General features: G+C 52.7%; 22 protein-coding genes. 7 read left to right on the top strand and 15 right to left on the bottom strand.

What is annotated here, in order from left to right; translation table 11 throughout:
* Window positions 1–52: 52 nt before the first annotated feature.
* From hpaR to HCX92_RS02840, 4 genes are all read right to left on the bottom strand, one after another.
* A complete protein-coding gene (gene hpaR / locus HCX92_RS02855) occupies window positions 53–499 on the bottom strand; it encodes a homoprotocatechuate degradation operon regulator HpaR (RefSeq protein ID WP_211182235.1) in 447 nt (148 codons plus the stop codon).
* Window positions 496–1,671, bottom strand: coding sequence for a patatin-like phospholipase family protein (locus HCX92_RS02850; protein WP_211182234.1), 1,176 nt, complete (start codon window positions 1,669–1,671; stop codon window positions 496–498). Before HCX92_RS02850 ends, hpaR begins: the two co-directional genes overlap by 4 nt.
* Window positions 1,672–1,701: 30 nt before the next feature.
* A complete protein-coding gene (locus HCX92_RS02845) occupies window positions 1,702–2,502 on the bottom strand; it encodes a 3-hydroxybutyrate dehydrogenase (protein WP_169293415.1) in 801 nt (266 codons plus the stop codon).
* A gap of 209 nt (window positions 2,503–2,711) precedes the next feature.
* A complete protein-coding gene (locus HCX92_RS02840; protein WP_169293414.1) occupies window positions 2,712–3,599 on the bottom strand; it encodes a LysR family transcriptional regulator in 888 nt (295 codons plus the stop codon).
* A gap of 404 nt (window positions 3,600–4,003) precedes the next feature.
* On the opposite strand from HCX92_RS02840, the gene HCX92_RS02835 reads away from it, so the two are divergent.
* From HCX92_RS02835 to acs, 3 genes are all read left to right on the top strand, one after another.
* Window positions 4,004–4,324: a DUF485 domain-containing protein gene (locus tag HCX92_RS02835; protein WP_169293413.1), complete on the top strand. Its 321-nt coding sequence runs from the start codon at window positions 4,004–4,006 to the stop codon at window positions 4,322–4,324.
* A complete protein-coding gene (locus HCX92_RS02830; protein WP_169293412.1) occupies window positions 4,317–5,990 on the top strand; it encodes a cation acetate symporter in 1,674 nt (557 codons plus the stop codon). Before HCX92_RS02835 ends, HCX92_RS02830 begins: the two co-directional genes overlap by 8 nt.
* 78 nt (window positions 5,991–6,068) lie before the next feature.
* On the top strand, window positions 6,069–8,030 hold the full coding sequence (gene acs, locus HCX92_RS02825) for an acetate--CoA ligase (protein ID WP_169293411.1): 1,962 nt from the start codon (window positions 6,069–6,071) through the stop codon (window positions 8,028–8,030).
* Between the two features lie 204 nt (window positions 8,031–8,234).
* Here the strand turns inward: acs and aspS are convergent, their stop codons facing one another.
* The 3 genes from aspS to HCX92_RS02810 form a co-directional block, all read right to left on the bottom strand.
* Window positions 8,235–10,025, bottom strand: coding sequence for an aspartate--tRNA ligase (gene aspS, locus HCX92_RS02820; protein ID WP_169293410.1), 1,791 nt, complete (start codon window positions 10,023–10,025; stop codon window positions 8,235–8,237).
* 73 nt (window positions 10,026–10,098) lie between these two features.
* On the bottom strand, window positions 10,099–10,374 hold the full coding sequence (locus tag HCX92_RS02815; protein WP_169293409.1) for an FmdB family zinc ribbon protein: 276 nt from the start codon (window positions 10,372–10,374) through the stop codon (window positions 10,099–10,101).
* A gap of 88 nt (window positions 10,375–10,462) precedes the next feature.
* Window positions 10,463–11,779: a putative Na+/H+ antiporter gene (locus HCX92_RS02810; RefSeq protein ID WP_169293408.1), complete on the bottom strand. Its 1,317-nt coding sequence runs from the start codon at window positions 11,777–11,779 to the stop codon at window positions 10,463–10,465.
* A 255-nt stretch (window positions 11,780–12,034) separates the two neighbouring features.
* Between HCX92_RS02810 and ubiA the strand changes: the two genes are divergently transcribed.
* Together ubiA and putA are read left to right on the top strand one after the other, a co-directional pair.
* Window positions 12,035–12,961, top strand: a complete 927-nt coding sequence (gene ubiA / locus HCX92_RS02805) for a 4-hydroxybenzoate octaprenyltransferase (protein ID WP_169293407.1) — start codon at window positions 12,035–12,037, stop codon at window positions 12,959–12,961.
* A gap of 114 nt (window positions 12,962–13,075) precedes the next feature.
* On the top strand, window positions 13,076–16,900 hold the full coding sequence (gene putA / locus HCX92_RS02800; protein WP_169293406.1) for a trifunctional transcriptional regulator/proline dehydrogenase/L-glutamate gamma-semialdehyde dehydrogenase: 3,825 nt from the start codon (window positions 13,076–13,078) through the stop codon (window positions 16,898–16,900).
* 57 nt (window positions 16,901–16,957) lie between these two features.
* Here putA and HCX92_RS02795 read toward each other — a convergent pair whose 3' ends face one another.
* Window positions 16,958–17,977, bottom strand: a complete 1,020-nt coding sequence (locus HCX92_RS02795; RefSeq protein ID WP_371808385.1) for a DctP family TRAP transporter solute-binding subunit — start codon at window positions 17,975–17,977, stop codon at window positions 16,958–16,960.
* Window positions 17,978–18,404: 427 nt separating this feature from the next.
* On the opposite strand from HCX92_RS02795, the gene putP reads away from it, so the two are divergent.
* Entirely contained in the window at window positions 18,405–19,901 is a 1,497-nt protein-coding gene (gene putP / locus HCX92_RS02790) for a sodium/proline symporter PutP (protein ID WP_169293404.1), read from the top strand.
* A 16-nt stretch (window positions 19,902–19,917) separates the two neighbouring features.
* On the opposite strand, the gene HCX92_RS02785 is transcribed toward putP, so the two are convergent.
* The 6 genes from HCX92_RS02785 to HCX92_RS02760 all read right to left on the bottom strand — a co-directional run bounded on the left by HCX92_RS02785 (window position 19,918) and on the right by HCX92_RS02760 (window position 25,181).
* A complete protein-coding gene (locus tag HCX92_RS02785) occupies window positions 19,918–20,505 on the bottom strand; it encodes a uracil-DNA glycosylase family protein (protein ID WP_211182233.1) in 588 nt (195 codons plus the stop codon).
* A 100-nt stretch (window positions 20,506–20,605) separates the two neighbouring features.
* Window positions 20,606–21,322: an ABC transporter ATP-binding protein gene (locus tag HCX92_RS02780; protein ID WP_169293403.1), complete on the bottom strand. Its 717-nt coding sequence runs from the start codon at window positions 21,320–21,322 to the stop codon at window positions 20,606–20,608.
* Window positions 21,319–22,068 (bottom strand): ABC transporter ATP-binding protein, encoded by a 750-nt coding sequence (locus HCX92_RS02775; RefSeq protein ID WP_169293402.1) that lies wholly within the window; start codon window positions 22,066–22,068, stop codon window positions 21,319–21,321. Before HCX92_RS02775 ends, HCX92_RS02780 begins: the two co-directional genes overlap by 4 nt.
* Window positions 22,065–23,060 (bottom strand): branched-chain amino acid ABC transporter permease, encoded by a 996-nt coding sequence (locus tag HCX92_RS02770; protein WP_169293401.1) that lies wholly within the window; start codon window positions 23,058–23,060, stop codon window positions 22,065–22,067. Before HCX92_RS02770 ends, HCX92_RS02775 begins: the two co-directional genes overlap by 4 nt.
* Before the next feature lie 3 nt (window positions 23,061–23,063).
* On the bottom strand, window positions 23,064–23,984 hold the full coding sequence (locus HCX92_RS02765; RefSeq protein WP_169293400.1) for a branched-chain amino acid ABC transporter permease: 921 nt from the start codon (window positions 23,982–23,984) through the stop codon (window positions 23,064–23,066).
* Between the two features lie 30 nt (window positions 23,985–24,014).
* Window positions 24,015–25,181, bottom strand: coding sequence for an ABC transporter substrate-binding protein (locus HCX92_RS02760; RefSeq protein ID WP_169293399.1), 1,167 nt, complete (start codon window positions 25,179–25,181; stop codon window positions 24,015–24,017).
* Window positions 25,182–25,419: 238 nt separating this feature from the next.
* On the opposite strand from HCX92_RS02760, the gene HCX92_RS02755 reads away from it, so the two are divergent.
* A complete protein-coding gene (locus tag HCX92_RS02755; protein ID WP_169293398.1) occupies window positions 25,420–26,094 on the top strand; it encodes an A24 family peptidase in 675 nt (224 codons plus the stop codon).
* Between the two features lie 55 nt (window positions 26,095–26,149).
* Here HCX92_RS02755 and HCX92_RS02750 read toward each other — a convergent pair whose 3' ends face one another.
* Window positions 26,150–26,818 (bottom strand): HAD family hydrolase, encoded by a 669-nt coding sequence (locus tag HCX92_RS02750; protein WP_211182232.1) that lies wholly within the window; start codon window positions 26,816–26,818, stop codon window positions 26,150–26,152.
* Window positions 26,819–26,879: the final 61 nt, after the last annotated feature.

Raw genomic sequence — 26,879 nt, 5'->3', positions numbered from 1 at the left:
CATAACAACACCCGCTTTACGCCTTATTTTTGTATCAATACCCTCAGAGGCATTATTTTCTAATCACCACTTCCTGCGGGATTTTTTCCAGCAGGCTGTCAAGATCGCTATAAACCCGGTCCATCAGTTCTTTGCCAATTCTTTCCTCCAGCGCGTTATGCCGGTTTTCAATCAGTGGCTTGATTCGGGCCAGCAAGGCCAGCCCTTTTTCGGTCAGGTACACTTCCTGCCTGCGCTGGTCCTGCTGTGAACGGCTGCGACTGATCAGGCCTGACTGTTCCATGCCCGTCAGCATCCGAGTCAGGCTGGGGCCCAGCAGCATGCAAACGCTGGAAAGCTGGTTGGGCTCCAGGGGTTCTTGCTCTCCCAGGGCACGCAGCACCCGCCATTGCTGGTCTGTCAGTCCTTCGGCATGTAAAAGAGGACGAAAATGCACCATTAGCGCTTCACGCACGTTCAGCAGCAAAGAGGGCAAACTGCGGTAAGACGACGAACTCATTTTGATTTCACCCCCTTGGGAACATAAACTTCATCCCGGTGAACGTCATGTGACACAAAACCAATATCATTGTCAGGCATGGCCAGAAACTCGGGTTTGTCCAGGGTTTGGCGGATATCCATCAGGCCCGATTGCCAATGGTCTTTCATGCTGGCAAGACCGAACTGATAATCCTTGTTATGACTTTCATAAGGACGGTCACGATAAATCAGCTGGATGACATTATATTTACGCCTGTCAGCCAGCTCTTTGATCTTGGCCAGCGAAGCGTCATCAGGCATTTTTTCAGGGGACACCAGTTCAAGCAACTTGCCAATGGCATGACGCATTTCCTGAACCTGCTTCCAGTAATCAGTCAGCATACGGGTCCGGCTGGAATATTGAATTTCCTTTTGCCGATCATTCACCTGTTCCATGTTGTGTGGAACATGCCCGCGGGCACTCCAGAGATCCACCTGGAACACCAGGGTATCGCGACTGGGTTTTGCGCCCAGCACATAGGTCAGTGGCGTATTCGAAACAATGCCACCGTCCCAATAGTAATCACCATCAATTTCCACCGGCGCAAAGGCCGGTGGCAAGGCCCCCGAAGCCATGAAATGCTCGGCCCGCAACTCGTGACATTCATTATCAAAATAGACAAAGTTGCCGGTACGCACATTGACGGCACCCACCGACACATGAATGTCACATTTATTGCTGTTGATACGGTCAAAGTCGCAGAATTTTTCCAGCGTATGTTTAAGCGCCGATGTATCGTAATAACTGGCCTTTTCGGGCGTGCCATGCCCCACCATGGCCGGTGGCGGAATGCGCAGCTTGTAAAAACCGTTCTGGCCATCGAAAATGGCACTTAAGCCGTACATATTGCCAAGACCAATCTTGAACCAGTCGTGCATATTGAACAGACCCTGCTCAAAAAACGGTAACATGGACATGCCCAAATTGGGCTGACAAATGGTTTCCCAGAACTGACGCAGTTTTTCAACACGATCTTCAGGCGCATTCCCGGCAATAACGGCGGTATTCAGGGCACCAATAGAAATCCCGGAAATATGATTGGGCATAATACCCGCTTCATACAATCCCTGGAAAACCCCGGCCTGATAAGCACCCAGCGCCCCACCCCCCTGTAAAACCAGGGCGATGCGTTCATAATGAGGCAAATTCAATGACTTCTCCGAACAATAACAAAAAACGATTTAGTGCATGTACCAACCGTGGCTGACCGTAATTGACTGACCGGTAAGGGCTTTATTGGGGAACGCCGCCAAAAACAAAGCGGTTTGGGCAATATCTTCGGTCGTGGTGAACTCCCCGTCTACCGTGCCGCCCAGCATGACATTTTTAACCACTTCCTCTTCGGAAATACCCAGCTCTTTGGCCTGTTCGGGAATTTGTTTTTCTACAATCGGAGTCCGCACAAATCCGGGGCAAATCACATGCGAGCGAACATTATGCTCGGCCCCTTCCTTGGCCAGCACACGAGCCAGGCCCAGCAAGCCGTGCTTGGCGGTTACATAAGGCGCTTTCAATTTGGAGGCCAGGTGAGAATGCACCGAACCCATATAAATAACCACCCCGCCACGGCCGGCAGGATACATGTGATTAAGCACAGCCTTGGTGGTCAGGAAGGCACCATCCAGATGAATCGCCAGCATCTGTTTCCATTTGGTGTAATCGAACTTGTCGATGGACTCAATGGTTTGAATCCCCGCATTGGACACCAGAATATCAATTGAACCGAACTCGGCCACCAGGGCATCAACACCCTGGTTGACCTGATCTTCACTGGTCACGTCCATGGCAACCCCAATGGCTTTGCCACCCGCATTGATGATTTCATCTGCCACTTTATTGGCCCCGTCAATATTCAGGTCGGCAACGCCAACCGCGGCACCCGCCCTGGCATAGGTCAGGGCAATTTCACGCCCCAAACCACTGGCAGCACCGGTTACCAACGCCACTTTTCCATTTAACGAGGTTTGTACTTCTGTTGTCATACTTAACTCCATTCCTGTCTGGTTTTAATAAAATGCGCTTAATGCCATTTGATGTAATTATTTTGAATTCGTCATGAATCCGGTGTGCATTTACAAAATCAATGCACAAAAAAGCATAGCATAGGTTCAGGCTTCAAACCTGTTTGCCCGCGACACTGGCTGCTGATATTACTCATCAGAAATCGTGATGCAACCTTAAAACAATGGGGTCAAGGCGATACGCCCCAAATCTCACACACAGCCTGGCGAATAAGCTGACTGTTTTTATCCGTCTCATATTCTGCCGGATAAATATAGCTCAGACGCGAACGGATGTCATACCCTGGTACCAGGGCAATATTTTTGCCAGCCTTGATGGCCCGATAGGCTTCACGCGAAGGGATAAGCGTGATGGCCAGATTGCTGGCAACCAGCTCGATGCATAAATCAATATCATCACAAACCAGTGCGGTTTGCGGTGAAATCTTGTGTTGATGCCAGAAGCGGTTGCTGATCTTGTCACCGGCCGAGAAAGCCGGGCGCTCTATCCAGGTGGCCGTACTGAAAAATGTCTTGGGGTCTTCAATGGCTTCCGCCAACCGCTGCACGGCCACAATCAGCACATAATGCACCTCGTCCAGCTCGATGGAGTACACCGTACGATAAGGGTTGTCACCCAGAAAAAAGCCGGCATCAATCTCTTTCTTGCGCACCTTGTTCAGGACCTCGCCGCTAAGGCTGTTTTCCACATGCAAATACAGGGAACTGTCCAGTTCCAGAATATGGTTAAGCAAACGGCTTAACATTTGCCGGTCGACCGATTGAATAATGCCCAGTTTTGCCTGCTCTACATATGTGGATGAAAGACTCAGGGCAAAAACATCAAGCTCGCGCATTTGCTGCAAGATGGATTCAGCCTTGGGCAAAAAGGCCTCACCGGCTGGCGTCAGCCTCATGCCCTGAGTATTACGTTCAAACAAATTAACATCAAGATTGCGCTCGATCGCCTTGATTTGTGCGGTTACGGCAGGTTGTGACAGGTGCAGGGATTCTGCTGCCTGCGTCAAATGCCCGTAATGGGCCACTGCCACAAAACTTTTCAGTTGGGTCAGATCCATTTATCCTCCTGGGTACTTCATTTAAATATAAACTTTTTTAATAATTGTTTTTAGTAGTTTTTAATCATTGAATGACGCTGTTTGATGGCGTTAATTTTTTTACCGCATTTTTTTATTGTACGCCCGTGTCACAAAAACTTTTTCGAAGAAACGCATTTATTTTTTGATTTAAATCAAATAGTCGATGCCGCCGACTTTTTACATATTAACCTCCCCATCCAAAAAAATATATAAGCAATTGATTTTATTGTTATTTTTTAGCCATCATAATTTGAACAAATAATAATAATCAAAAAAGAAAATTAGAAAATCCTGCCCCACCTCCTTTACATTACGCAAAGTCCAATAACAACAAAGCAGTCCCTTCTTTTTAAAAAACAGTTTTACTTTACCGGAGACATAAAGTGGATAAACTGACACAAAGGGTATTGGATAACCCTGAGTTCCAAAAAATGGCACACCAGAAAAGTGTGCTGGGATGGAGTTTTTCCATCCTCATGTTCAGCATCTATGTGGTTTACATCCTGTATATCGGGCTTAGCCCCGAATCTTTCGGGGTACCCGTAGGAACCAACAGTATCACCACCTGGGGCATCTATATTGGCCTTTTCGTGATTTTGTTTGCCATTGCGATTACCGGCATTTATGTGCATAAAGCCAATGGCGTTTTCGAAGAAACCACCCAACGTGTGATTCTTGCTGTCCAGGAGCAAACCCATGAATAAGCATTTACTGGCCCTACTTGCTGGCCTGTTCAGCACCTCGGCCTGGGCCGACGCCCTGACCGGTGAGGTTGAAAAACAACCCATGAACATTCCGGCCATTATCATGTTCTTCCTGTTTGTGGCCGCCACTTTGTACATTACGTACTGGGCCGCCCGCAAAAACACCACTGCCAGCGATTTCTACACGGCCGGCGGCGGTATTTCCGGCTTTAAAAACGGCCTGGCGATTGCGGGCGACTACATGTCCGCAGCTTCCTTCCTGGGCATTTCCGCCATGGTGTACACCACCGGCTACGATGGTCTTATTTATTCCACCGGTTTTCTGGTGGGCTGGCCTATTGTGCTCTTCCTGATTGCCGAGCGTTTACGCAATCTGGGCAAGTTCACCTTTGCCGATGTAGCCGCCTATCGCCTGAAGCAGACCCCGGTCCGTCTTTTTGCAGCCTCGGGTACCTTGCTGGTAGTCATGATTTACCTGATTGCACAGGTGGTGGGTGCCGGCAAGCTGATCCAACTGCTGTTTGGCATGAACTATATCTGGGCCGTGCTGATCGTGGGTGTGTTAATGGTCATGTACGTGCTGTTTGGCGGCATGCTGGCCACCACCTGGGTACAAATCATCAAGGCGGTCCTGCTGCTGTCGGGTGCTACTTTCATGGCATTCATGGTCTTGAAAATTGCCGACTTCAGCCCTGAAATCATGTTTAGAAAAGCCACCGAAGTCCATGAAAAAGGAACATCCATCATGAGCCCGGGCGGATTGGTGAAAAACCCGATTGATGCGCTTTCCCTGGGTGTGGCCTTAATGTTTGGTACTGCCGGCCTGCCTCATATCCTGATGCGTTTTTTCACGGTGAAAGATGCCAAGCAGGCACGTAAATCCGTGTTTGTGGCCACCGGCTTTATTGGTTACTTCTACATCCTGACCTTCATTATCGGTTTTGGCGCCATCATGCTGCTTACCAAAGATCCGCAGTTTTTTGAAACCGTGGTCAAGGACGGGGTTGAAGTGACCCAAATTATCGGGGGCACCAATATGGCAGCCGTGCATTTGTCCAATGCCGTGGGTGGCAACATTTTCCTGGGCTTTATTTCTGCGGTTGCTTTTGCCACCATTCTGGCGGTGGTTGCGGGCTTAACCCTGTCCGGGGCCTCTGCGGTCAGTCATGATCTGTACGCTTCAGTGATTATGAAAGGCAAGGCCCGTCCACACGATGAAATGCGCATTTCACGCTTAACCACATTGGTACTGGGTGTGCTGGCCATTATTTTGGGTATCGCTTTCGAGAACCAGAACGTGGCCTTTATGGTGGGCCTGGCCTTTGCGCTGGCTGCTTCGGCCAACTTCCCCATCCTGTTCCTGTCCATGTTCTGGAAAAACCTGACCACACGCGGTGCCGTGGTCGGTGGCTTCAGTGGCCTGATTGCCGCCACTGTCCTGATTGTGCTGGGACCAACGGTATGGGTGAGTGTGCTGCACAATGCTACGCCCATCTTCCCATATGGCAACCCTGCCCTGTTTACCATTCCCCTGACATTTATCGTGGCATGGCTGGTTTCCATTACCGACACATCTGAACGTGCCAAACTGGATAAGGCAGGCTTCCAGGCACAATATGTACGATCCATGACCGGAATTGGTGCATCGGGTGCCGCGCAACATTAAAATAAAATGACGACCGGATAGCTGACTGTCATCTATCCGGTCATTATTAAATTTTAACTAAAATACAAGGGACAAATCATGTCAGCAATTGAATCAGTATTGAAAGAAAGCCGGGTTTTTCAACCCAGTGATGATTTTGTAAATAACGCCAATATCAGCAGCGATGCCTACAATGCGCTGTGCAACAAGGCCAATGAAGATTACGAGGGCTTTTGGGCAGATGCCGCCATGGAAAACCTGACATGGAAAAAACCTTTCACCCAGGTACTCGATGAAAGCAATGCCCCCTTCTATAAATGGTTTGCCGATGGTGAACTGAATGCCTCCTATAACTGCATAGACCGCCATCTTATCGACAAAGCCAACAAAACCGCCATTATTTATGAAAAAGATGATGGCGACAGCGAACACATTACCTACCAGCAACTGCATGACCGCGTCTGTCAGTTTGCCAATGGCCTGAAAAGCCTGGGTGTGCGCAAAGGTGATCGCGTGGTCATTTACATGCCCATGACCGCTGAAGCCGTAATCGCCATGCAGGCCTGCGCCCGTATCGGTGCAATCCACTCAGTGGTTTTTGGTGGTTTTTCTTCGGGTGCCGTGCGGGATCGCATCAAAGACGCCGAAGCCAAGATCATTATTACCGCCAATGAAAGCGTGCGTGGTGGCAAGTTCACCCCGCTGAAATCAACCGTGGACGAAGCGCTATCGCATGGCGACTGCGACAGTGTTGAAAAAGTGATTGTGCTCAAACGTACCGATAGCGACACGCCCTGGAACGAATCACATGACATCTGGTGGCACGATGTCATCCAGGGCCAGGCCAGTCAGTGCGAACCCGAATGGATGAACGCTGAAGACCCCCTGTTCATTCTTTATACCTCGGGCAGTACCGGCAAACCCAAAGGGGTTCAGCACAGTACCGGTGGTTATCTGCTGGGGGGGATTTTATCCATGCGCTGGGTGTTTGATTACAAATCCAGTGACGTGTTCTGGTGCACGGCCGATGTAGGCTGGATTACCGGACACACATTCATCTGCTACGCACCGCTGGCCGTGGGCGCCACCCAGATCGTATTTGAAGGCGTACCCACTTACCCCGATGCGTCCCGCTTCTGGCAAATGATAGAAAAACACAAGGTCACCACTTTCTATACCGCACCTACCGCCATTCGCTCCCTGATCAAGCTGGGCCCCGATCTGCCCGGCAAATTCGACCTTTCTTCACTGCGCCTGCTCGGTTCCGTCGGTGAGCCTATCAACCCTGAAGCCTGGATGTGGTATTACGAAACCGTTGGCCAAGGCCGCTGCCCCATTGTGGATACCTGGTGGCAAACCGAAACCGGGGCGCATATGATTGCCCCCATTCCCGGTGCATTCCCCATCAAGCCCGGCTCATGCACGCTGCCATTGCCCGGCATTATGGCCGATATTGTTGATGAATCGGGTGCCTCGGTAGAACAGGGTAAAGGCGGCTCGCTGGTCATTAAACGACCTTTCCCGTCACTGCTGCGCACCATTTGGCGCGATGATGCCCGTTTCGCCTCAACCTATTTCCCCGATGAGTTGGGTGGCAAGATGTATCTGGCTGGCGACTCTGCCTATCGCGATGAACAGGGTTATATCTGGATCATGGGCCGTATTGACGACGTCCTGAACGTATCGGGACACCGCTTGGGTACCATGGAAATTGAGTCCGCCCTGGTGGCCAACCCCCTGGTGGCCGAGGCCGCTGTGGTCGGCAAGCCGCACGATGTCAAGGGTGAAGCTGTGGTGGCTTTTGTGGTACTGAAAGGCAATCGCCCTGAAGGTGATGAGGCACAAAAAGTGGCAGCCGAACTGAAAAGCTGGGTGGCTCATGAAATCGGCAAAATTGCCCAACCCGATGACATCCGCTTTGGTGAAAACCTGCCCAAAACCCGTTCAGGCAAAATCATGCGCCGTCTGCTAAGGACCCTGGCCAAGGGTGAAACCGTTACGCAGGATATTTCAACCCTGGAAAATCCACATGTAATGGAACAGCTAAGCGAAAGCGTTTAGGATAATCAATACCCGTTCCCGCGGCTCCGCGTGGTAACGGGTAAGATAAAGTCCGCTAAAACAACAACCCCCCACATAAGCCGGAAACATCCGGCCTATGTGGGGGGTTTATCAGCTCCCGTACCACGACATGAACGGTATCACGAAACGGCGGGTTGGCATGCATCCCCACGCAGGAGCGCGGGAACGAGTAGCATCTCGATATTATTTCACTTCAATGTTACGCAGGCGGATATGCAGCTCACGCAATTGCTTCTCATCTACGGCAGAAGGAGCCTGGGTTAGCAGACATTGTGCACGCTGGGTTTTCGGGAAAGCAATCACGTCGCGGATAGAATCGGCACCGGCCATTAAAGTCACCAGGCGATCCAGACCGAAGGCCAGGCCACCATGCGGAGGGGCACCGTACTGCAACGCATCCAGCAGGAAGCCAAATTTTGCACGGGCTTCTTCAGCATTGATTTTCAGGGCACGGAATACCTTGCTCTGGATTTCTTCGCGGTGAATACGGACAGAGCCACCACCCACTTCCCAACCGTTCAGCACCAGGTCATAGGCTTTGGCATACGCCTTGGAGGGATCGGTCTCGAGGTAATCTTCATGACCATCTTTGGGGCTGGTAAAGGGGTGATGCGCTGCCACGTAACGGTCTTCTTCCTCATCGTATTCAAACATCGGGAAGTCAACAATCCACAAGGGTTTCCAGGTTTGTTCAAACAGACCGTGTTCTTTGGCAAAATCGCTGTGGCCCAGTTTGACACGCAGGGCACCAATCGCATCGTTAACCACTTTGGCCTTGTCGGCACCAAAGAACAGGATATCGCCATCCTGGGCACCGGTACGTTTGATAATTTCAGCCAGGGCCGCATCGTGAATGTTTTTCACGATGGGTGATTGCAGACCATCACGACCCTTGGCCACTTCATTGACCTTGATCCAGGCCAGGCCTTTGGCACCATAAATAGCCACGAATTGGGTGTAGTCGTCGATTTCCTTGCGTGACAGCGCAGCACCGTTGGGTACGCGCAGGGCAACCACCCGGCCACCGGCCAGGTTGGCTGCACCCGAGAACACTTTGAAATCAACGTCTTTCATGACATCGGTCAATTCAGTGAACTCAAGTTTCACGCGCATGTCGGGCTTGTCTGAACCAAAACGGCTCATGGCTTCGTCCCAGGACATGATCGGGAAGGTGGCATCAAGATCGACACCTTGTACAACCTTGAAGATATGACGCAGCATGCCTTCAAAAATTTCACGGATCTGCTCTTCGTTCAGGAACGAGGTTTCGCAGTCGATCTGGGTGAACTCTGGCTGACGGTCGGCGCGCAAGTCTTCGTCACGGAAGCATTTGGTAATTTGGTAATAACGGTCGAAGCCGGATACCATTAACATTTGCTTGAACAGCTGTGGAGACTGTGGCAGGGCAAAGAACTGACCATCATGAACACGGGAAGGCACCAGGTAATCACGTGCACCTTCAGGCGTGCTCTTGGTGAGCATGGGGGTTTCAATATCGATGAAACCCAGGTTGTCCAGGTATTTGCGCACTTCAATCGAAACGCGGTAACGCAACATGAGGTTGCGCTGCATTTGCGGACGACGCAGGTCAAGCACACGATGGGTAAGGCGGGTGGTTTCAGACAGATTGTCGTCATCCAGCTGAAACGGCGGAGTGACCGAGGCGTTCAGGACTTCAACTTCACGACACAGGATCTCAACCTCGCCAGACTTCAGGTCGGGATTGATCGTACCTTCGGGACGGTGACGCACCAGACCGGTAACACGGATACAGTATTCATTACGAATGCTCTCGGCAATTTCAAATGCAGCGGCATTGTCGGGATCAAAAACGATTTGGGCAAGACCCTCACGATCACGCAGGTCGATAAAAATAACGCCACCATGATCGCGACGACGATGCACCCAACCAAATAATGTAACGGTTTGATCGAGGTGATCAAGACAAACCTGACCGGTATAGCAGGTACGCATAATTGAAATGCTCCGAAAAATCTGTAAACAATCGGCATCGCATTTGCGATGCCAGTGATATTCTGGTTAAAAATCAAGCCGGGGTGCTGCTTCCTGATGAAGAAGAGGTACTGCCTGCTGACGTGGACGATGAGCCGGAACCGGCTGAGGCACCGCCAGAAGCGTTACCACCACGGAAATCGGTCACATACCACCCCGTTCCTTTTAATTGAAAACCTGCTGCGGTAACCTGTTTGGCATAGGTTTCCTGATGGCACTCGGGACAAACGGTAAGGGGTTCATCAGACATTTTTTGCAGCACATCCTGCTCATGACCACAAGCGCTGCATTTATATGCATAAATTGGCACAGCTTAACTCACAAAAAAGAAACATGGCCAGGCTAAATACACCTTGCCCAATGTAAAATCCAATAAAACCGTTTATTTTAACGCGTTTTTACAAGCCTGTACTTCCTAGAATCTGTACCGGCAATAAAAACATGATGGCCGCCATCAGTGTTGGCAACAATGCCGAGACCAGCAGCCATTTGGGTGAAATCGCACCGTGCGGGAAGCAGCCGCGCAAAATGGAAAAACCGGCCGGGTTGGGCGCATTGGCAATCACGGTCAGGCCGCCCCCGGTTACCGCACCCGCCACCAGCATATAACGCCAGATTTCACTGGTGCCTTCCACCAGGGAACCCAGATAGGTCAGTGCTGCATTATCGGTGATAGCCGTTAAGGCCGTGGCCCCCCAATACAGCACGGTGGGTGACATGCCACCCAACAGGTCTTGCAGCCACCATTGCTGCAGCCCGCCCAGAATAACCAGACCGGCCAGGAAGAAGCCCACCATTAAACCTTCGCGAATCATGAGACGGTCTTGATGATGTTTATAAGCTTCGCAGTAACCAATGAAGAGCATCAGCAGACCCAGGAAAATGGCCACATGATGGGCAAACAAAACAATACCCACCAAAAACAGCAAATGCACCAGAATCACACCAAAGGGGACGGGAGGACGTGCTATTTCAGCGCCAGGCTCTTTGGGGGCATTAATACCGCGCCCCGTACCGACCGCACGGGACTTGATGTCCTTGCGACAAATCATGGTAATGATAACCGCATTGGCAATCACGGCCACCGCTGCCTTCCAGCCAAAATGGGTAGCCATATACAGGCTATCCCAGCCAAAGGTTTGCGCCACCATTAACACCGGTGGTGCGGCATAAGCGGTTAGCACACCACCAATCGAAACGTTCACGAACAGGACACCCAGCGCCAGGTACTTGAAGCGCACATTACCGCTGCGGGTAAAAAAGCCTTCTTTTAACATAAGGGCAGCCAGGGTCATGGCAGCGGGCTCGGTAATGAAAGAACCTGCCAATGGCACCAGCGACAAAGTAATGAAAAACGTGGCCACTTCGGTTTGCACTGGTGCCACCCTGGCGATGAACCGAACCGTATCACTCACCAATTGAAGGATCGGACGGCTGGCTGCCACCACCATAATGGCAAACACAAACAGGGGCTCGGTAAAGTTCCTGGTTTCCATATAGTCAACCGCCGGATCCAGGCCCGCGGCCAGTGCCATCACCACAATCAGTACGGCAGCCCAGACGCCAAACACGCCCTCCACTTCGGACAACAAATGCCACATGCCCGCATGAGGGCCATTACGATGAGCCAATTTTGCAAAGTAAGAAACCGAAAAAGTATGAATAATGGCGATTGCAAACAAAACGGTTGCAAGTATTTCTATATAGCCGGGCATATGAAATAAACCTGAAAACAAGGTGACCAATCAAACAGAAAAAAGGCGGCCAAAAAAGCTGCAATTGGGTGCCTGCTCTGTTACCAAAGGAAATGATTGTATATGAAACAAACGTGCCCAAACCACCATATCACGGTTGCGCAACACACTTTTGCAATTTATCAGTCCACTGACTGCAAAGCCCCAGGTTTTGCCGCGAATCTTATAAACACGTTAAAATGCGGCTATTTTCTCCTGAACCAATGCGCAAAATTAATGACTGTTAACACCCAACAACCCGATTTAAGCGATATTCACCATAACGACTGGGTCGAGCGGTACCTGCCCGCCTCCTGGGGGCCCTATGCCCGCATCTGCCGACTGGATCGCCCCATCGGCACCTGGCTTACCCTGCTGCCCTGCATCGCCGCCCTTATCCAGGCAGCCAACGGCCTGCCCGATGTCTGGCGCCTGTTTATTTTTTGCCTGGGTGCCCTGCTCATGCGCAGTGCGGGCTGCACCATTAATGATATTTGCGATCGCGATTTTGACAAACACGTGGCCCGCACCCGTTACCGTCCCTTAACCAGTGGCCAGATTACCCTTAAACAGGCTTATGTTTTCCTGTTCGCCCAACTGGCCCTGGCAGCCACCCTGCTGTTTTTTATTAACAGTTACAGTCGCTGGCTGGCCGTCTTGCTGGTACCCATTGTGTTTATTTATCCGCTTTGCAAAAGGTTTACCTATTGGCCCCAGGCCGTGTTGGGTGTTGCCTTCAACTGGGGCATGCTCATGGCCTGGTCAGACACACAAAATACCGTTCCCGCCGCAGCGATTGCCATGTGGCTGGGTGCCGTGATGTGGCAAATCGGCTATGACACGATTTATGCCTATGCCGACATGCAAGACGATATCAAACTCGGACTGCGCTCAACCGCCCTGAAATTTGGTGAAAAAGGCCTGATCTGGCTAAGCGGATTTTATGCGGCAACGGCCATCCTTTGGATCTGGGCCGGTCTTGCCATGGGTATGGGCTGGGGTTATGGCATCTTCATGGCCATTATTGTGCTGCACTTTTTCTGGCAGCTGTACACCTTTGACATTAACCGCCGGGACAAAAGTTTTGCCCTGTTTCGTGCCAATATCTGGACCGGTATTTTCCTGATTGCCGGTGCCCTGCTGGGTAGCGTTACACCCCTATAAATATTTTACTTTCATTGGGTTAACCTTTTTTCATTAATGGTTAACCCTAATGTTGCGCGGCCGTAAAAATCTATAACCTATGCTGTCATGAACAACCCATGACGGCAGAACAAAATGGCCAACAATAACACCACCCTGGGAATCAAGGTCGATTCCACCCTGAAAGAACGTTTGCAGCACAATGCCAGCAAACTCAACTGTACCCCTCACTGGCTCCACAAACAGGCCCTGCTGGCCTATCTGGACCAGATCGAACGGGGACACACACCCGAAGAGCTGGCCCATCTGGTGATCCAGTCCGGTGACAGCGACATTGGCATCCCTGACAATGACGCAGCTATTCCGCCATTTTACGAGTTTGGCCAGGATATCCAGCCCCAATCCGTCTTGCGCGCGGCCATTACCTCGGCCTATCGTCGCCCCGAAACCGAATGCCTGCCCCTGTTGCTGGAGCAGGCCCATATTGCCCAGCCCGAACAAACCCGGGAACTGGCCCTGTCTCTGGTGAAAGCCCTGAAAAACAAGCGTCCTTCAGGCGGTGTTGAGGGTCTGATCCAGGAGTTTGCCCTGTCCAGCCAGGAAGGTGTGGCCCTGATGTGCCTGGCCGAAGCCCTGTTACGCATCCCGGACAAGGCTACCCGAGACGCCCTGATTCGAGACAAATTAAGCCGTGGCGACTGGAAATCCCATATGGGCGGCTCTTCTTCGGTATTTGTCAATGCCGCCACCTGGGGCCTGATGCTGACGGGCAAGCTGGTGGCTGTCAATAGCGAACAACACCTTTCCTCGGCCCTTACCCGCTTGATCGGCAAGGGGGGTGAGCCCCTGATCCGCCAGGGCGTGAATATGGCCATGCGCATGATGGGCGAACAGTTTGTTTCAGGGCAAACCATTTCCGCCGCCCTGGCCAACAGCCGCAAATTCGAGGCTCGCGGTTTCCGTTACAGCTATGACATGCTGGGCGAAGCGGCTACCACCATGGCCGATGCCCAAAGCTATTATGACGCGTATGAACAGGCTATTCACGCCATCGGCAAGGCCTCACAGGGCAGGGGTATTTACGAAGGACCCGGCATTTCCATCAAACTGTCCGCCCTGCATCCGCGTTATTCCCGTGCCCAGCGCGAACGGGTCATGAATGAACTGCTGCCACGCCTTGAATCACTGACTAAACTGGCCAAGTCCTATGACATTGGCCTGAATATTGATGCCGAGGAAGCCGACCGCCTGGAGCTTTCGCTGGACCTGCTGGAAGCCCTTTGCCACAACAGCGAATTTGACGGCTGGAACGGTATCGGCTTTGTGATCCAGGCTTACCAGAAGCGGGCACCCTATGTGATTGATTATGTGATTGACCTGGGTCGGCGCACCCATCACCGTCTGATGATCCGCCTGGTCAAAGGCGCTTACTGGGACAGCGAAATCAAACGCGCCCAGGTCGATGGCCTGGAAGGCTACCCGGTGTATACCCGCAAGTCTTATACCGATGTGGCCTATCTGGCCTGCGCCCGTAAACTGCTGGACGCCCCCGACGCCGTCTTCCCGCAATTTGCCACCCATAATGCCCAAACCCTGTCCGCCATTTATCACCTGGCCGGCCAAAACTATTACCCCGGCCAGTACGAATTCCAATGCCTGCACGGCATGGGAGAACCGCTTTATGAAGAAGTGGTTGGGCCCAAAAAGCTGAACCGTCCCTGCCGCGTCTATGCCCCCGTTGGCACCCACGAAACCCTGCTGGCCTATCTGGTACGTCGCTTGCTGGAAAACGGTGCCAACACGTCTTTTGTGAACCAGATTGCCGACGACAGCATTGACATCAATGCACTGGTGGAAAACCCGCTGGAAACCGTTGCCCGCATCACACCACTGGGTGCCCCGCATGAAAAAATCCCCCTGCCTCTGGAGATTTATCACTCCAGCAAACCCGGCCTTGACAGCAAACGCCAGAATTCAGCAGGCATTGATTTAAGCAACGAACACCGCCTTGGCTCCCTGTCTGCCGCCTTGCTGAACAGCGCCACCCAGGCCTGGCGGGCAGCCCCCACCCTTCTGCCTGAAGCAGCCTGGAACGACGAGCGCGCCATTGCCTGCCTGAATCCTGCCGATCATCGCGATGAAGTGGGCAAGGTGATCGAGGCCAGCGAGGATGAGGTCCGACAGGCTGTCGAGGCATCGGTGAATATGGCGCCCATCTGGCAGGCCACTCCCATCAAGGAACGTGCCCACTGCCTGCGCACTGCTGCCCAGCTCATGGAAAACAATATGCAGGTGCTGTTAGGCCTGATTATCCGGGAAGCGGGCAAATCCCTGCCCAACGCGATTGCCGAAGTACGCGAAGCGGTGGACTTCCTGCGTTATTACGCCGAGCAAATTGAGCATCACTTCAAGGAAGACGTCCATCTTCCGTTGGGGCCGGTGGTTTGCATCAGCCCCTGGAACTTCCCGCTGGCCATTTTCACCGGCCAGGTCAGTGCCGCCCTGGCCGCCGGCAATACGGTCCTGGCCAAACCCGCCGAGCAAACTCCCCTGATTGCCGCCCAGGCAGTGGCCATTTTACATGCTGCCGGTATTCCACGCGAAGCCGTGCAACTTGTACCCGGTCAGGGTGAAACCGTGGGCGACCAGCTGGTCTCTCATGAAGCCATCCGTGGCGTGATGTTTACCGGTTCTACCGAAGTGGCCCACATTCTGGCTGGCAAACTCTCGGGCCGACTTGATCCACACGGCCACGCGATTCCCCTGATTGCCGAAACCGGTGGCCAGAACGCCCTTATTGTTGACTCTTCAGCCCTGTCCGAACAGGTAGTCTTTGATGTGCTGAATTCGGCCTTTGATTCGGCCGGACAACGTTGTTCGGCCCTGCGGATCCTGTGCCTGCAGGAAGATGCCGCCGACCATATCCTGACTATGCTCAAGGGAGCCATGAAAGAACTCTCGGTCAGCCGGCCCGACCTGCTGTCTGCCGATGTGGGGCCCGTGATTGACCAGGAGGCCAAAGCGGTTATTGAGCGCCATATTGAAAAAATGCGTCAGGCCGGCCACCGGGTTGAGCAAATTTCCATGGACAAAAACACCGAGTTTGGCACTTTCGTGGCGCCTGCCCTGATTGAAATCGATGATATTGCCGAGCTGGAACGTGAGGTGTTTGGACCTGTCCTGCACGTGGTTCGTTACCAGCGGCAGAGTCTGGATACCCTGGTCAATGCGATCAACCAGACCGGTTATGGCCTGACCTTTGGCATTCATTCCCGGATTGATGAAACCATTACCTACCTGTCCAACCGCATTCATGCCGGCAACATTTACGTCAACCGCAATATTGTCGGTGCGGTGGTGGGCGTACAGCCCTTTGGTGGCCAGGGTCTGTCGGGCACCGGCCCCAAAGCGGGCGGCCCCCTGTATTTGTTCCGCCTGCTGTCCCAGGGCAACGACCAGCTGCCCGCTCCCTTCAATCCGGGCCAACCCGAAAGCCTGACGCTATCACTGCCTGGCCCCACCGGAGAAACAAATGTGTACCGCCTGGTACCCCGTGGTACGGTGCTGGCATTTGCACAAAGTGAGCAGGGCTTCACTACCCAGCTGCACCAGATTGGCACCACTGGCAACCAGGCCCTGTTTATTGACTCCCCCGATACCCGTCAATGGCTGGACAAAACAGAGGCAAGCCTGCGTGAACAGGTCAGCCTGATTAATGATAAGCAGCTGGACGAGGTCGCCTTTGATGCCGTTTTGTTTGAAGGAGACAGCGACGACTTGCGCAGCCTGAACCTGCGTCTGAGCCAACGCAAGGGGCCAATCATGATTGCCTATGGATTAAGCCCGGAAGAAATCATGCAAGGTAAACAATATCCCTGGCTGGGCCTGTTCCATGAACAAAGCATCAGTACCAATACCGCTGCCGCAGGCGGCAATGCCAGTCTGATGACCATTGGATAATACGCAAACAAAAAGGCCCGGCTGAAATTGGATGAGTTTCCGTTTCAGCCGGGCCTTTTACTGCTGGCGGTTTTCAATATCCTGCAGGGCCTGCTCAACCAGCTCTGTGCCAATGCGTTCTTTCCATTTGTCAAAAACGGGTCGGGTTGCCTTGACGAAGGCCTGATGCTGTTCGGATGTCAGACGGGTGATTTCCACCCCATGAGCGGCAATTTCCTTTAACAAGGAATCATCGTCCGGAGTCATTCCTTTACGGGCAAGTGCCACCTCCTGCCGGGCAGCCTCTTGCGCGCCCTGCCGGACAATTTCCCTGTCCTGTTCAGTCCAGCTGTTCCAGACATTTTTATTCACTGCAAACACCAGGGGATCATTCACATAATTCCACAATGTCAGGTATTTCTGGCCCACATCATAGAGTTTGGAGCCCAGGTAAATGGACAGGGGATTTTCCTGGCCATCGACCTCGCCACTGGCCAGCGCAGGTTGCGTCTGGGCCCAGCTCATAGGCATCGGACTGGCACCCAAGGCAGTAAATATATCCATATACAACGGTGAGCCCACCACACGCAGCTTCAAGCCTTGCATGTCTTCAGGCGATTGAATGGCTTGCCTGGCATTACTGATTTGACGAAAACCGTTTTCACCCCAGGCCAACGGCACCACGCCCGCCTTGTCAATCAGTGCGAACAGCTGCTTTCCCACCTCACCCTGCACCAGCGCATCCAGCGCCGCATCATCGGGCATCAGAAATGGCAGGGAAAAAATATTCAGCTGACGGACTTGCGATGACCAGTTAATGGTTGAACCCACAGCCATATCAATCACCCCCTGGCGAATGGCGGTGAACTCACGGGTTTGCTCACCCTGAACCAGCGAAGCCCCTTTATGGATTTTGATATTGATCCGGCCTTCGGTTCTTTCCCGGACCAGATCGGACCAGGTTTGCGCTCCCTGTTCCCATGGAGATTTCGCACTCACGACAATAGACAGTTTGTATTCCGGTTTATAATTGTTGGCTTGGACACTCGTAGCAAACAAACCGGTCGTGGCCGCAAAAAACAATGAACATACCTTTATCAGGGCACTGAGTTTCATTCTGGATTCCTTGAATTGATATTTAAATTTAAAACCCGAGAGTCTGGATATCTTGACAAACACATGACCGAATCCAAAAAAGCACCCCGACACTGCGCGACCCCTTCAAGAAGAATAAAACAAATCAGGGCATTCTATCCGAGCGGGCACCGTATGTAACTACGTATTTTCACTACACAAATAAACAACGGCACCGATAGCCCGATCAAACCGTCATCCGGAAAATTAAAGCAATACATTCAAAGGGTTAACCCGTACCAACAACACCACAAAACAATTATTTCATTTCTAGACTAAATTATTGATTTTTATCGGGTTAACTACCCCTAACAATGGTTAACCCCAATATATTTACAAAATAAAAATCGGTAATCTAGCAGGCATTTTCAAAAACAGGACAAGGAAAAACATGGGCAATTTAAACCCTATGATTATTACTTTCGCCATTTACCTTATCGTCGTTATTGCAATAGGGTTCATCGCGTATTTTTCCACACGGAATTTTGACGATTACATTCTGGGTGGCCGCAGTCTGGGCAGTTTCGTAACCGCCCTGTCAGCCGGTGCCTCGGACATGTCAGGCTGGCTGTTAATGGGTCTGCCTGGCGCCATTTACTTAAGTGGTTTAACCGAATCCTGGATTGCCATCGGACTGACTGTGGGTGCCTACCTGAACTGGCTACTCATTGCCGGGCGTTTGCGTGTTCATACCGAATACAATAACAACGCCCTGACCCTGCCCGACTATTTCCACAACCGCTTTGGTGCCGAAAGCCGCCTTATCAAACTTGTGGCCGCCGCCATCATTCTTTTCTTTTTCACCATTTACTGTGCGTCCGGTATTGTGGCGGGTGCCCGCCTGTTTGAAAGCCTGTTCCATGTCGAATACAGCACGGCCCTTTGGCTGGGTGCGGGCGCCACTATTATCTATACCTTTATTGGCGGTTTCCTGGCGGTTAGCTGGACGGATACCATCCAGGCCAGTTTAATGATTTTTGCGCTTATCCTTACCCCCATCATGATCTTGATTGGCCTGGGCGACTGGCAACAAACCATGGCATCCATCCAGGCTGCCGCCACCACTGCAGGCATGGAATACTCCAGCCTGTTTGCCGGCACCACGTTCCTGGGTATTGTCAGTACCGCAGCATGGGGCCTGGGTTATTTTGGCCAACCTCATATTCTGGCCCGCTTCATGGCAGCTGAAAGCGTTGGCGCCATGAAAAACGCCCGTCGCATTGGCATGACCTGGATGATCCTGTGTCTGGCCGGTGCCGTGGCGGTTGGCTATTTCGGTATTGCCTACTTCCAGGAACATCCGGAACTGGCTGGCCCCGTCACTCAAAACCATGAGCGTATTTTCATTGAACTGGCCACCATCCTGTTCAACCCCTGGATTGCCGGCATCATCCTGTCCGCCATTCTGGCCGCCGTAATGAGCACCTTAAGCTGCCAGTTGCTGGTTTGCTCCAGCGCCATTACCGAAGACTTCTACAAAGGCTTCCTGCGTCCGTACGCCTCACAAAAAGAACTGGTCTGGATTGGCCGTTTCATGGTTCTGCTCATTGCCTTGATTGCCATCTGGCTGGCCAGCAACCCCAACAGTCTGGTGCTGGGTCTGGTGGCGTATGCCTGGGCCGGTTTTGGTGCCGCTTTTGGTCCTGTTATCATCCTGTCGGTGTTCTGGAAACGCATGACCGGCAAAGGCGCCCTGGCTGGCATGATTGTAGGGGCCATTGTCGTGGTGCTCTGGAAAAACTCGGGCATTAACCTGTACGAAATCGTACCCGGCTTTATTGCCTGCTTTGTGACTATCATTCTGGTTTCCCTGTTTGGTGGTGAGCCACCCAAAGAAGTAGTCAAGAAGTTTGAAGAGGCCGATAAAGCTTACAGGACTGAAGTTTAAACCACTCCGTCAGTATTTATTTCAATGCCCGTTGCACCCGCTGCCTCAGTTCTGGCAACACTTCTTCTTCAAACCAGGGGTTGCGCTGCTGCCAGATGCGGTTGCGGGGTGAGGGGTGCGGCAGGGGCAAATACTGCGGCAGGTATTCTTTGTAATGCTGCACGGTTTCAGTCAGGGTTTTATACGCCCTGTCTTTCAGATAATAGCCCTGGGCGTAGCGGCCAATTAAAACCGTCAAGATAATATGGGGCATTTTTTCCAGCAGTTTTGCGTGCCATAACGGTGCGCATTCGGGGCGCGGCGGCAGGTCGCCCGATTTGCCCGCACCCGGATAACAAAACCCCATGGGCACAATGGCCACCAGGTCCGGATTGTAAAACTGTTCTTTATCAAGACCCAGCCAGTTGCTCAGGTTATCGCCACTGGGATCATTCCAGGCAATCCCGGTTTCATGCACTTTGCGACCCGGCGCCTGCCCGATTAACAGAATACGGCTTTGGGAAGAAGCCGCCAGAACCGGTTTTGCGCCAAGCGGCAAATGGGGCTCACAAACCTTGCAGGCCCGCACCTTTTCCAGCAACCGCACCATTGATGTTGAAACCATAAGTGCTCCTTATGTGTACCGGATTGCACGAAAAGCCTCGCCGTTCAGGGCGGGGATGTATAGCGCGGACGGCAGTACCGTCCTTTGAATACTTAATGATTTATACGCCCAGATAGCGTGCCCAAAGGCTGCGATCGTTGGCCAGGCTGGCAGACGAGCCCTCCCATACCACACGGCCACGCTCAAGAATAATATGCCGGTCGGCCAGGCCCAGCAGTTTTTCCAAGTATTTGTCAACTATAAGCGTAGTTTGACCTTCTTGGCGCAATTTGGCAAGACAGGCCCAGATTTCATCCCGGATAACCGGTGCCAGCCCTTCAGTGGCCTCATCCAGGATCAGCAGGCGCGGATTGGTGGACAGGGCCCGGCCAATGGCCAGCATTTGCTGCTCGCCGCCCGAAAGCTGGTTGCCCATATGCGAAGCACGCTCTTTAAGCCGGGGGAAAAGCGCATAGATACGATCAATGTCCCAGCCATCGGCCCGCCCGTTACGCCGGTCGGCAAAAGCCAGCAAATGCTCGCGCACGGTCAGGTTGGGAAAACACAACCGCCCTTCGGGCACAATGGCCATCCCCAAACGGGCAATGGCATCCGCCTTCAGGGACTGCACCGGCCGGCCATTGAAATGGATGTCACCCGACTTGCTGCGCAAATCACCCATAATGGATTTAATGGTGGTGCTTTTGCCCATGCCATTGCGTCCCAGCAACGTAACGGTTTCACCGGCATGAATCGTAAAGCCCACATCAAACAGGACCTGGCTGGCACCATAACCGGCATTCAGGTTTTGACAGCTTAGCAAAGGGGTAACGTTCATGCCTGCTCTCCGGTGCCCAGATAAACCGCCTGTACTTGCGGGTGCCCCTGGATATGCGTGGCATCGCCCGAGGTCAGGACACGACCGTATACCAGAACGGATATCCGGTCTGCCAGCTGAAAAACCGCATCCATATCGTGTTCAATAAGCAAAATGGCACATTCCTGCCGCAAGCGGCGAATCAATTCAATCATTTGCAAAGAATCTTCGGGCCCCATACCGGCCATGGGCTCATCCAGCAACAACAGTTTGGGCCGTGAAGCCAGCGCCAGCGCGACGTCCAGTTTACGTTGCACACCATGCGGCAGGGTACCGGCCAGATGGCTCAGGCAATCGCCCAAGCCGATTTTTTCCGCCAGGCCCAAGGCTCGCTGTTGCAACACCGCTTCATGATTGCGCTGACCAAAAAAACGGAAACTGGAGCCTTCATGCGCCTGGGCCGCCAGCATTAAATTGGCCCAAACGGTTTGATCGGGAAATATACTGGTTACCTGAAAGCAGCGCGACAAACCATAACGCACCCGCTGGTTCATTGACTTACCCACCAGCTCAACCCCATCCAGGGTGATCGTGCCTTCATCGGGCGCAAACAATCCGGATACCAGGTTTACCAAGGTGGATTTACCGGCCCCGTTCGGACCGATCAAGGCATGGATCTCACCCGCTTTCACGTCCAGATCAACATGATCGGTTGCCAACAGGCCACCAAAGCGCTTGACCAGGCCTTGCACGTTCAGCAGACTCATTTGATGACCCTTTTACGACTGCCACCCGCAAGCCCTGCCGGCAACAGAAAAACCGACAACAGCAAGATCAGGCCCATGGGCCAGTGCCAGTAATCGGTATACAACTTGAGTACTTCAGCCAGGGTCAGCCATACCGCCACCCCAAGAGCCGGACCCCAGCGATGTCCCATGCCACCTAAAATCACCATCACCAGCAAGCCGGCCGATTCGCCAAACGACATCATGGACGGACTGACAAAATTATTATTGACGGCCAGCATGGCACCGGCAAGTCCGGCAAAAGCACCCGCCACCACAAAGGCCAGCAAACGAATGGCATACACCGGATAGCCCATGGCACCCATGCGCACTTCATTATCGCGAATACCCTGCAAGGCAAGACCAAAGCGTGAACCCGCCACCCGACTACCCATGGCAAACACCAATGCAGCCACGCACAAAACAACCCAATACAGGGCATGGGGAATGTCATCAAGCCAGCTGCCCAGAGAAAGCGGGACATAAATGCCATAACCGTCCTCCCCACCGTAACGGTTGAACGAGACCGCCAGGTAATACAGCATTTGTGCAAACGCCAGCGTGATCATGATGAAATACATGCCACGGGTACGAATACTGATGCTGCCAATCAGCAGGGCAAATAACCCCGACACGCCCATGGCCAGCACCCAGGCCAGCCATATGGAGTCTTGCCCGCTATCGAGCAAAGCCACCAGTGTATAGGCACCAATACCCAGAAAGCCGGCATGCCCCAGCGCGACCATACCCCCATAGCCAACCAGAAAGTTCAAGCTGCTGACGGCAATACTGTAAATCATGAGCCTTTGCACAAAACCCACGTAGTATTCCAGCCCCAGCAAGGGTGCCACCAGCGGAAAAGCGGCCAGCAACAACAGTACCAGCCAGGGCGCCAATAAAGACAGCCCGCCTTCCTGCCGTGCGCGCAATGGAAGCGGTACCACAGGTAAGGTGGCGGAATGGTTGTTTTGCATGACTCAGCCTCTTGCCGGAAAAAGACCGGACGGCTTGAGCGCCAGTACGGTAGCCATCAGGATATACATGGCAATGCTGGCCAGCCCCGAAGCCAGGTCGGCTGCCAGGTCGGGGGAGAGCATGACATGCAGTAACAGTGGCAGGAAGGCCCTCCCGGCGGTATCGATAAGACCCACCAACAAAGCTGCCACAAAGGCGCCCCTGACAGAACCGATGCCGCCAATCACAATCACCACCAGCGCCGGAATCAGGATGGCATCACCCATGCCGATTTGCACTGAACTAATGGGCCCCATCAAGGCACCGGCCAGCGCGGCCAGCCCGGCCCCCAGTATGAAAACAAAAGAAAACACGCGGTCCACGCGAACCCCCATGAACTCGGCCATACGCCGATTGGAAGCCCCTGCCCGCACAATCATGCCAAGACGGGTATGATTCACCAGCAAATACAAGCCCAGCGCCACCAGCAAACCGGCCACAATAAGCATGAGCCGGTAAGACGGATAAGGCAGCACACCAAACAGCGTGACCGGCCCCGACAACCCGGCTGGCGTGGGTGCCATAATGGGCGACGGTCCCCAAATGGCCCGTACCGCGTCATCAGCCATCATGATCAGGCCAATCGTGGCCAGCACCTGGGAAAGATGGTCGCGCCGGTAAAGCTGCCGCATGACCAGCACTTCCAGCAACAAAGCCAGGATTTTTGTGGCCGCAACCGCCACCACAATGGCCAACAGGAAACTGCCGCTGGCCTCGTGCACCCGCGCGGCCAGATAGGCACCCGCCATGTACAGCGAGCCATGCGCCAGATTCAGCGTGTCCATGATGCCAAACACCAGGGTCAGGCCGGCAGCCAGCAAAAACAGCATCAGGCCGTAGCCGATCCCGTTAAGCAATTGCTCAAATACAAAAATCACATCCATCAATACTTCCGCTTGATCGCTGAATGCCGCTTACATCTTGCATTCAGCCACATAGGCATCCTGATGGTCTGGCAAAATGGTTTTCACCAGAATATTGGTTAATTCACCGTTGGCATCTTTACCAATTTTGCGAACATAGTAATTCTGGATCGGGTAATTGTTAACCCCGTATTTGAAATCACCGCGCACGGAGTTGAAATTGGCATTTTTAAGGGCCGCCACCAGTGCATCACGGTCCTGGACATTACCGTTGACATCACGTACCGCCGCATCCATGGCCATCACGACATCATAAGACTGGGCCGCATACACGGTGGGATAGCGCTTGTACTTGTCGCGGAAAGCCTGTACAAATGCCTTGTTGGCCGGATTATCCAGGTCATGCGCCCAGTGTGCCGTGTTTTGCAGGTTTTCCACTGCATCACCCACCGCGGCAATCACGTCCTGGTCAGCCGAAAAGCCCGGTGCCAGCAGCGGAATGTCTTTCAAACCCGCCCCCACAAACTGCTTGACGAAATTGATGCCCATGGCCCCCGGCAGGAACAGGTAGACCGCGTCCGGCTTTTCTGAACGGATACGGGCAATTTCGGCCGCGTAATCAATTTGGCCCACCTTGGTATAGATTTCTTCTTTTATTTCACCCTTATAAGTGCGCTTGAAACCACCCAGGTGATCTTTGCCGGCCGGATAATTGGGCGCAATGATAACCGCGTTTTTATAGCCGGCCTCGTTGGCCAGCACCCCTGCCGCTTCATCATAGGTGTCGTTTTGGTAAACACCAAAAAAATACGGGTTGCATTGCTTGCCGGCAAACTGGCTGGGGCCGGGGTTGCTGGAAAGAAAAGGTACTTTGGCGGCAAACAGGGCTGGGCCAACGGCCAGTGCCGCATTGGAAGCAACCGGACCGGTGAAGAAATCAATCTTGTCTTTCTGGATGAAACGGTTAACCAGCTGGTTGGCCTGCTGGGGGTTGCCGGCAAAGTCGGTTTGCAGGAACTCGGCCTCTACGCCACCCAGCTTGCCACCCAGCTTTTCAATCGCCAGCTCAATGCCATCACGGGTTTCCACACCAATCGCCGCAAAAGGGCCGGAAATATCCAGCGCAACGCCCACCTTGATCGGCTCGGCTGCCTGTGATGCTGACAAAACACCCAAGGACAGTGCCATGCAAAGCGTGGTTTTTTTCAGTTGAAACATATCGTCTCCTCTTTTTCTATGTTTGCAAAATTCCAAATATCCTGCCAAACCGTCTATTCACAGGCCAATTCACCAGGGCAAACAGAATGTTACCCCATTTAACACCACCCTCCATGGCCTGATTCACCGGATAGGGCAAATCTGGCCCGGGCTGTTTCCTGCATACAACGACAAATCCGTTAAAATCAATACTTCCTGCCCAATACCTTGTGGCCAAACACCCAAACGGAAATGAGAAATGTGGACCAACCTGATCGATGAACCGCTGCTTGCCATGTTAGTGGCTGTACTGCTTGCACTGGCAGCCTGTTTCTGGCTTAGCCGGGCCGCCTATATCCTGCCACGCACAATTGATCCGGACCTTCCGCTGCAAGTGCCTGCCTGGCATTTTCGGTTACGCAGCCAGTTCATGGTGCTCGGCCCGCTGATTGCCGCACTGTTCTGCTGGTTTTTTGGCAGTAGTTTTGCCGCCTTGGCCAGTATTGGCTTCATGCTGGTTTTACTAAGCCTGGCCTGGATCGATGCCGAAACAAGCCTGTTGCCCGACCACCTGACCCTTTCCCTGTTGTGGGCGGGTTTGCTAATCAACATTAATGATACTTTCGTGCCACTTGAGCATGCCGTGCTGGGTGCCGCAGGCGGCTATATGAGCCTGTGGCTGCTTTACCAGATATTTTTACGCATTACCAAAACCGAAGGCATGGGGTTTGGCGACTTCAAGCTAATCGCCGCCCTGGGTGCCTGGTTTGGCTGGATGTTCCTGCCCGTGCTGCTGATTGTAGCCACCGGGCTCTCTTTGATTGTCGTGCTGGTACAGCGCCTGCGCGGCAAGCGCAACGCAGGTAGCATGATCCGGTTTGGACCGTATCTGGCCTTTGCCGGGATAATCGGCATGCTGGAAAGGTGGATATAAACGCCATATCCGGCTGGCTGATGTTTTTTTCGGCTGACCGGATTTTCCATTTATTTCAAGATTGAATCAAATCACGGTAATCCATGAAGCGGGCATTGGCAGGATAGTCAAAAACCTTTTCGCCTCCATAACCGGCTTCATGATGGACGAAATCCATGTTGATCTGGCTGGCACACAGCGCATCTACGTAGGTATCACCTACAAAAACCGCCTCTTCAGGGGCCATGCCAATTTCCTGCAGGGCCTGCAACAATGGTGCCGGATGGGGTTTGGGATGCACGGCAGTGTCACCACCAATCACGCTGCCAAAAAATGGCAAAATTTCGCAATGCGCCAATACCCTTAATGCATCCTTCCTGATCTTGTTGGTACAAACCGCCATAACACACCCCCTTTGCTGCTGGTTTTGCAAAAACGCCAGCACACCGGGATACAATTGCGCATCGACATGGCCATTGTCACGGTAATATTTGGCATAAGCGGCAAGTAAATCGGGCATGGCCGCGGCAGGGATACCCTGGTTTTCCATGACGGTGGTAACGATATCCCCCAGCGTGGCATGCATATTGGGTACCGGCATATGCGCAGGCATGGGTTCAAAGCGGCATTCTTTCAGCGCATCATTGAGGGCACGGCGAATATCAGGCTCGGTATTGATTAAAGTGCCATCAAGATCAAAAATCAGTGCGGTACGGGTATTCAGGATTTTTCCTGCATCATTCATTGCGGTTTCCTGCAACAGGGTACCGGATAACATCCGGCACCCTGCAAATAGTTATACAAAC

Source organism: Advenella sp. EE-W14 (assembly GCF_012923605.1).
GTDB classification, from domain to species: domain Bacteria; phylum Pseudomonadota; class Gammaproteobacteria; order Burkholderiales; family Burkholderiaceae_B; genus Advenella; species Advenella alkanexedens.
Note: the sequence above shows the minus strand (reverse complement) of the source record. Positions and strands in the feature narration are given on the sequence as shown.

Bases quoted from the DNA above. Each gene is read 5' to 3' on its own strand.
- hpaR (WP_211182235.1), bottom strand. From the start codon at position 499: ATGAGTTCGTCGTCTTACCGCAGTTTGCCCTCTTTGCTGCTGAACGTG.
- HCX92_RS02845 (WP_169293415.1), bottom strand. From the start codon at position 2,502: ATGACAACAGAAGTACAAACCTCGTTAAATGGAAAAGTGGCGTTGGTA.
- HCX92_RS02840 (WP_169293414.1), bottom strand. From the start codon at position 3,599: ATGGATCTGACCCAACTGAAAAGTTTTGTGGCAGTGGCCCATTACGGG.
- HCX92_RS02830 (WP_169293412.1), top strand. From the start codon at position 4,317: ATGAATAAGCATTTACTGGCCCTACTTGCTGGCCTGTTCAGCACCTCG.
- acs (WP_169293411.1), top strand. From the start codon at position 6,069: ATGTCAGCAATTGAATCAGTATTGAAAGAAAGCCGGGTTTTTCAACCC.
- aspS (WP_169293410.1), bottom strand. From the start codon at position 10,025: ATGCGTACCTGCTATACCGGTCAGGTTTGTCTTGATCACCTCGATCAA.
- HCX92_RS02810 (WP_169293408.1), bottom strand. From the start codon at position 11,779: ATGCCCGGCTATATAGAAATACTTGCAACCGTTTTGTTTGCAATCGCC.
- ubiA (WP_169293407.1), top strand. From the start codon at position 12,035: ATGACTGTTAACACCCAACAACCCGATTTAAGCGATATTCACCATAAC.
- putA (WP_169293406.1), top strand. From the start codon at position 13,076: ATGGCCAACAATAACACCACCCTGGGAATCAAGGTCGATTCCACCCTG.
- putP (WP_169293404.1), top strand. From the start codon at position 18,405: ATGGGCAATTTAAACCCTATGATTATTACTTTCGCCATTTACCTTATC.
- HCX92_RS02785 (WP_211182233.1), bottom strand. From the start codon at position 20,505: ATGGTTTCAACATCAATGGTGCGGTTGCTGGAAAAGGTGCGGGCCTGC.
- HCX92_RS02780 (WP_169293403.1), bottom strand. From the start codon at position 21,322: ATGAACGTTACCCCTTTGCTAAGCTGTCAAAACCTGAATGCCGGTTAT.
- HCX92_RS02775 (WP_169293402.1), bottom strand. From the start codon at position 22,068: ATGAGTCTGCTGAACGTGCAAGGCCTGGTCAAGCGCTTTGGTGGCCTG.
- HCX92_RS02770 (WP_169293401.1), bottom strand. From the start codon at position 23,060: ATGCAAAACAACCATTCCGCCACCTTACCTGTGGTACCGCTTCCATTG.
- HCX92_RS02765 (WP_169293400.1), bottom strand. From the start codon at position 23,984: ATGGATGTGATTTTTGTATTTGAGCAATTGCTTAACGGGATCGGCTAC.
- HCX92_RS02760 (WP_169293399.1), bottom strand. From the start codon at position 25,181: ATGTTTCAACTGAAAAAAACCACGCTTTGCATGGCACTGTCCTTGGGT.
- HCX92_RS02755 (WP_169293398.1), top strand. From the start codon at position 25,420: ATGTGGACCAACCTGATCGATGAACCGCTGCTTGCCATGTTAGTGGCT.
- HCX92_RS02750 (WP_211182232.1), bottom strand. From the start codon at position 26,818: ATGAATGATGCAGGAAAAATCCTGAATACCCGTACCGCACTGATTTTT.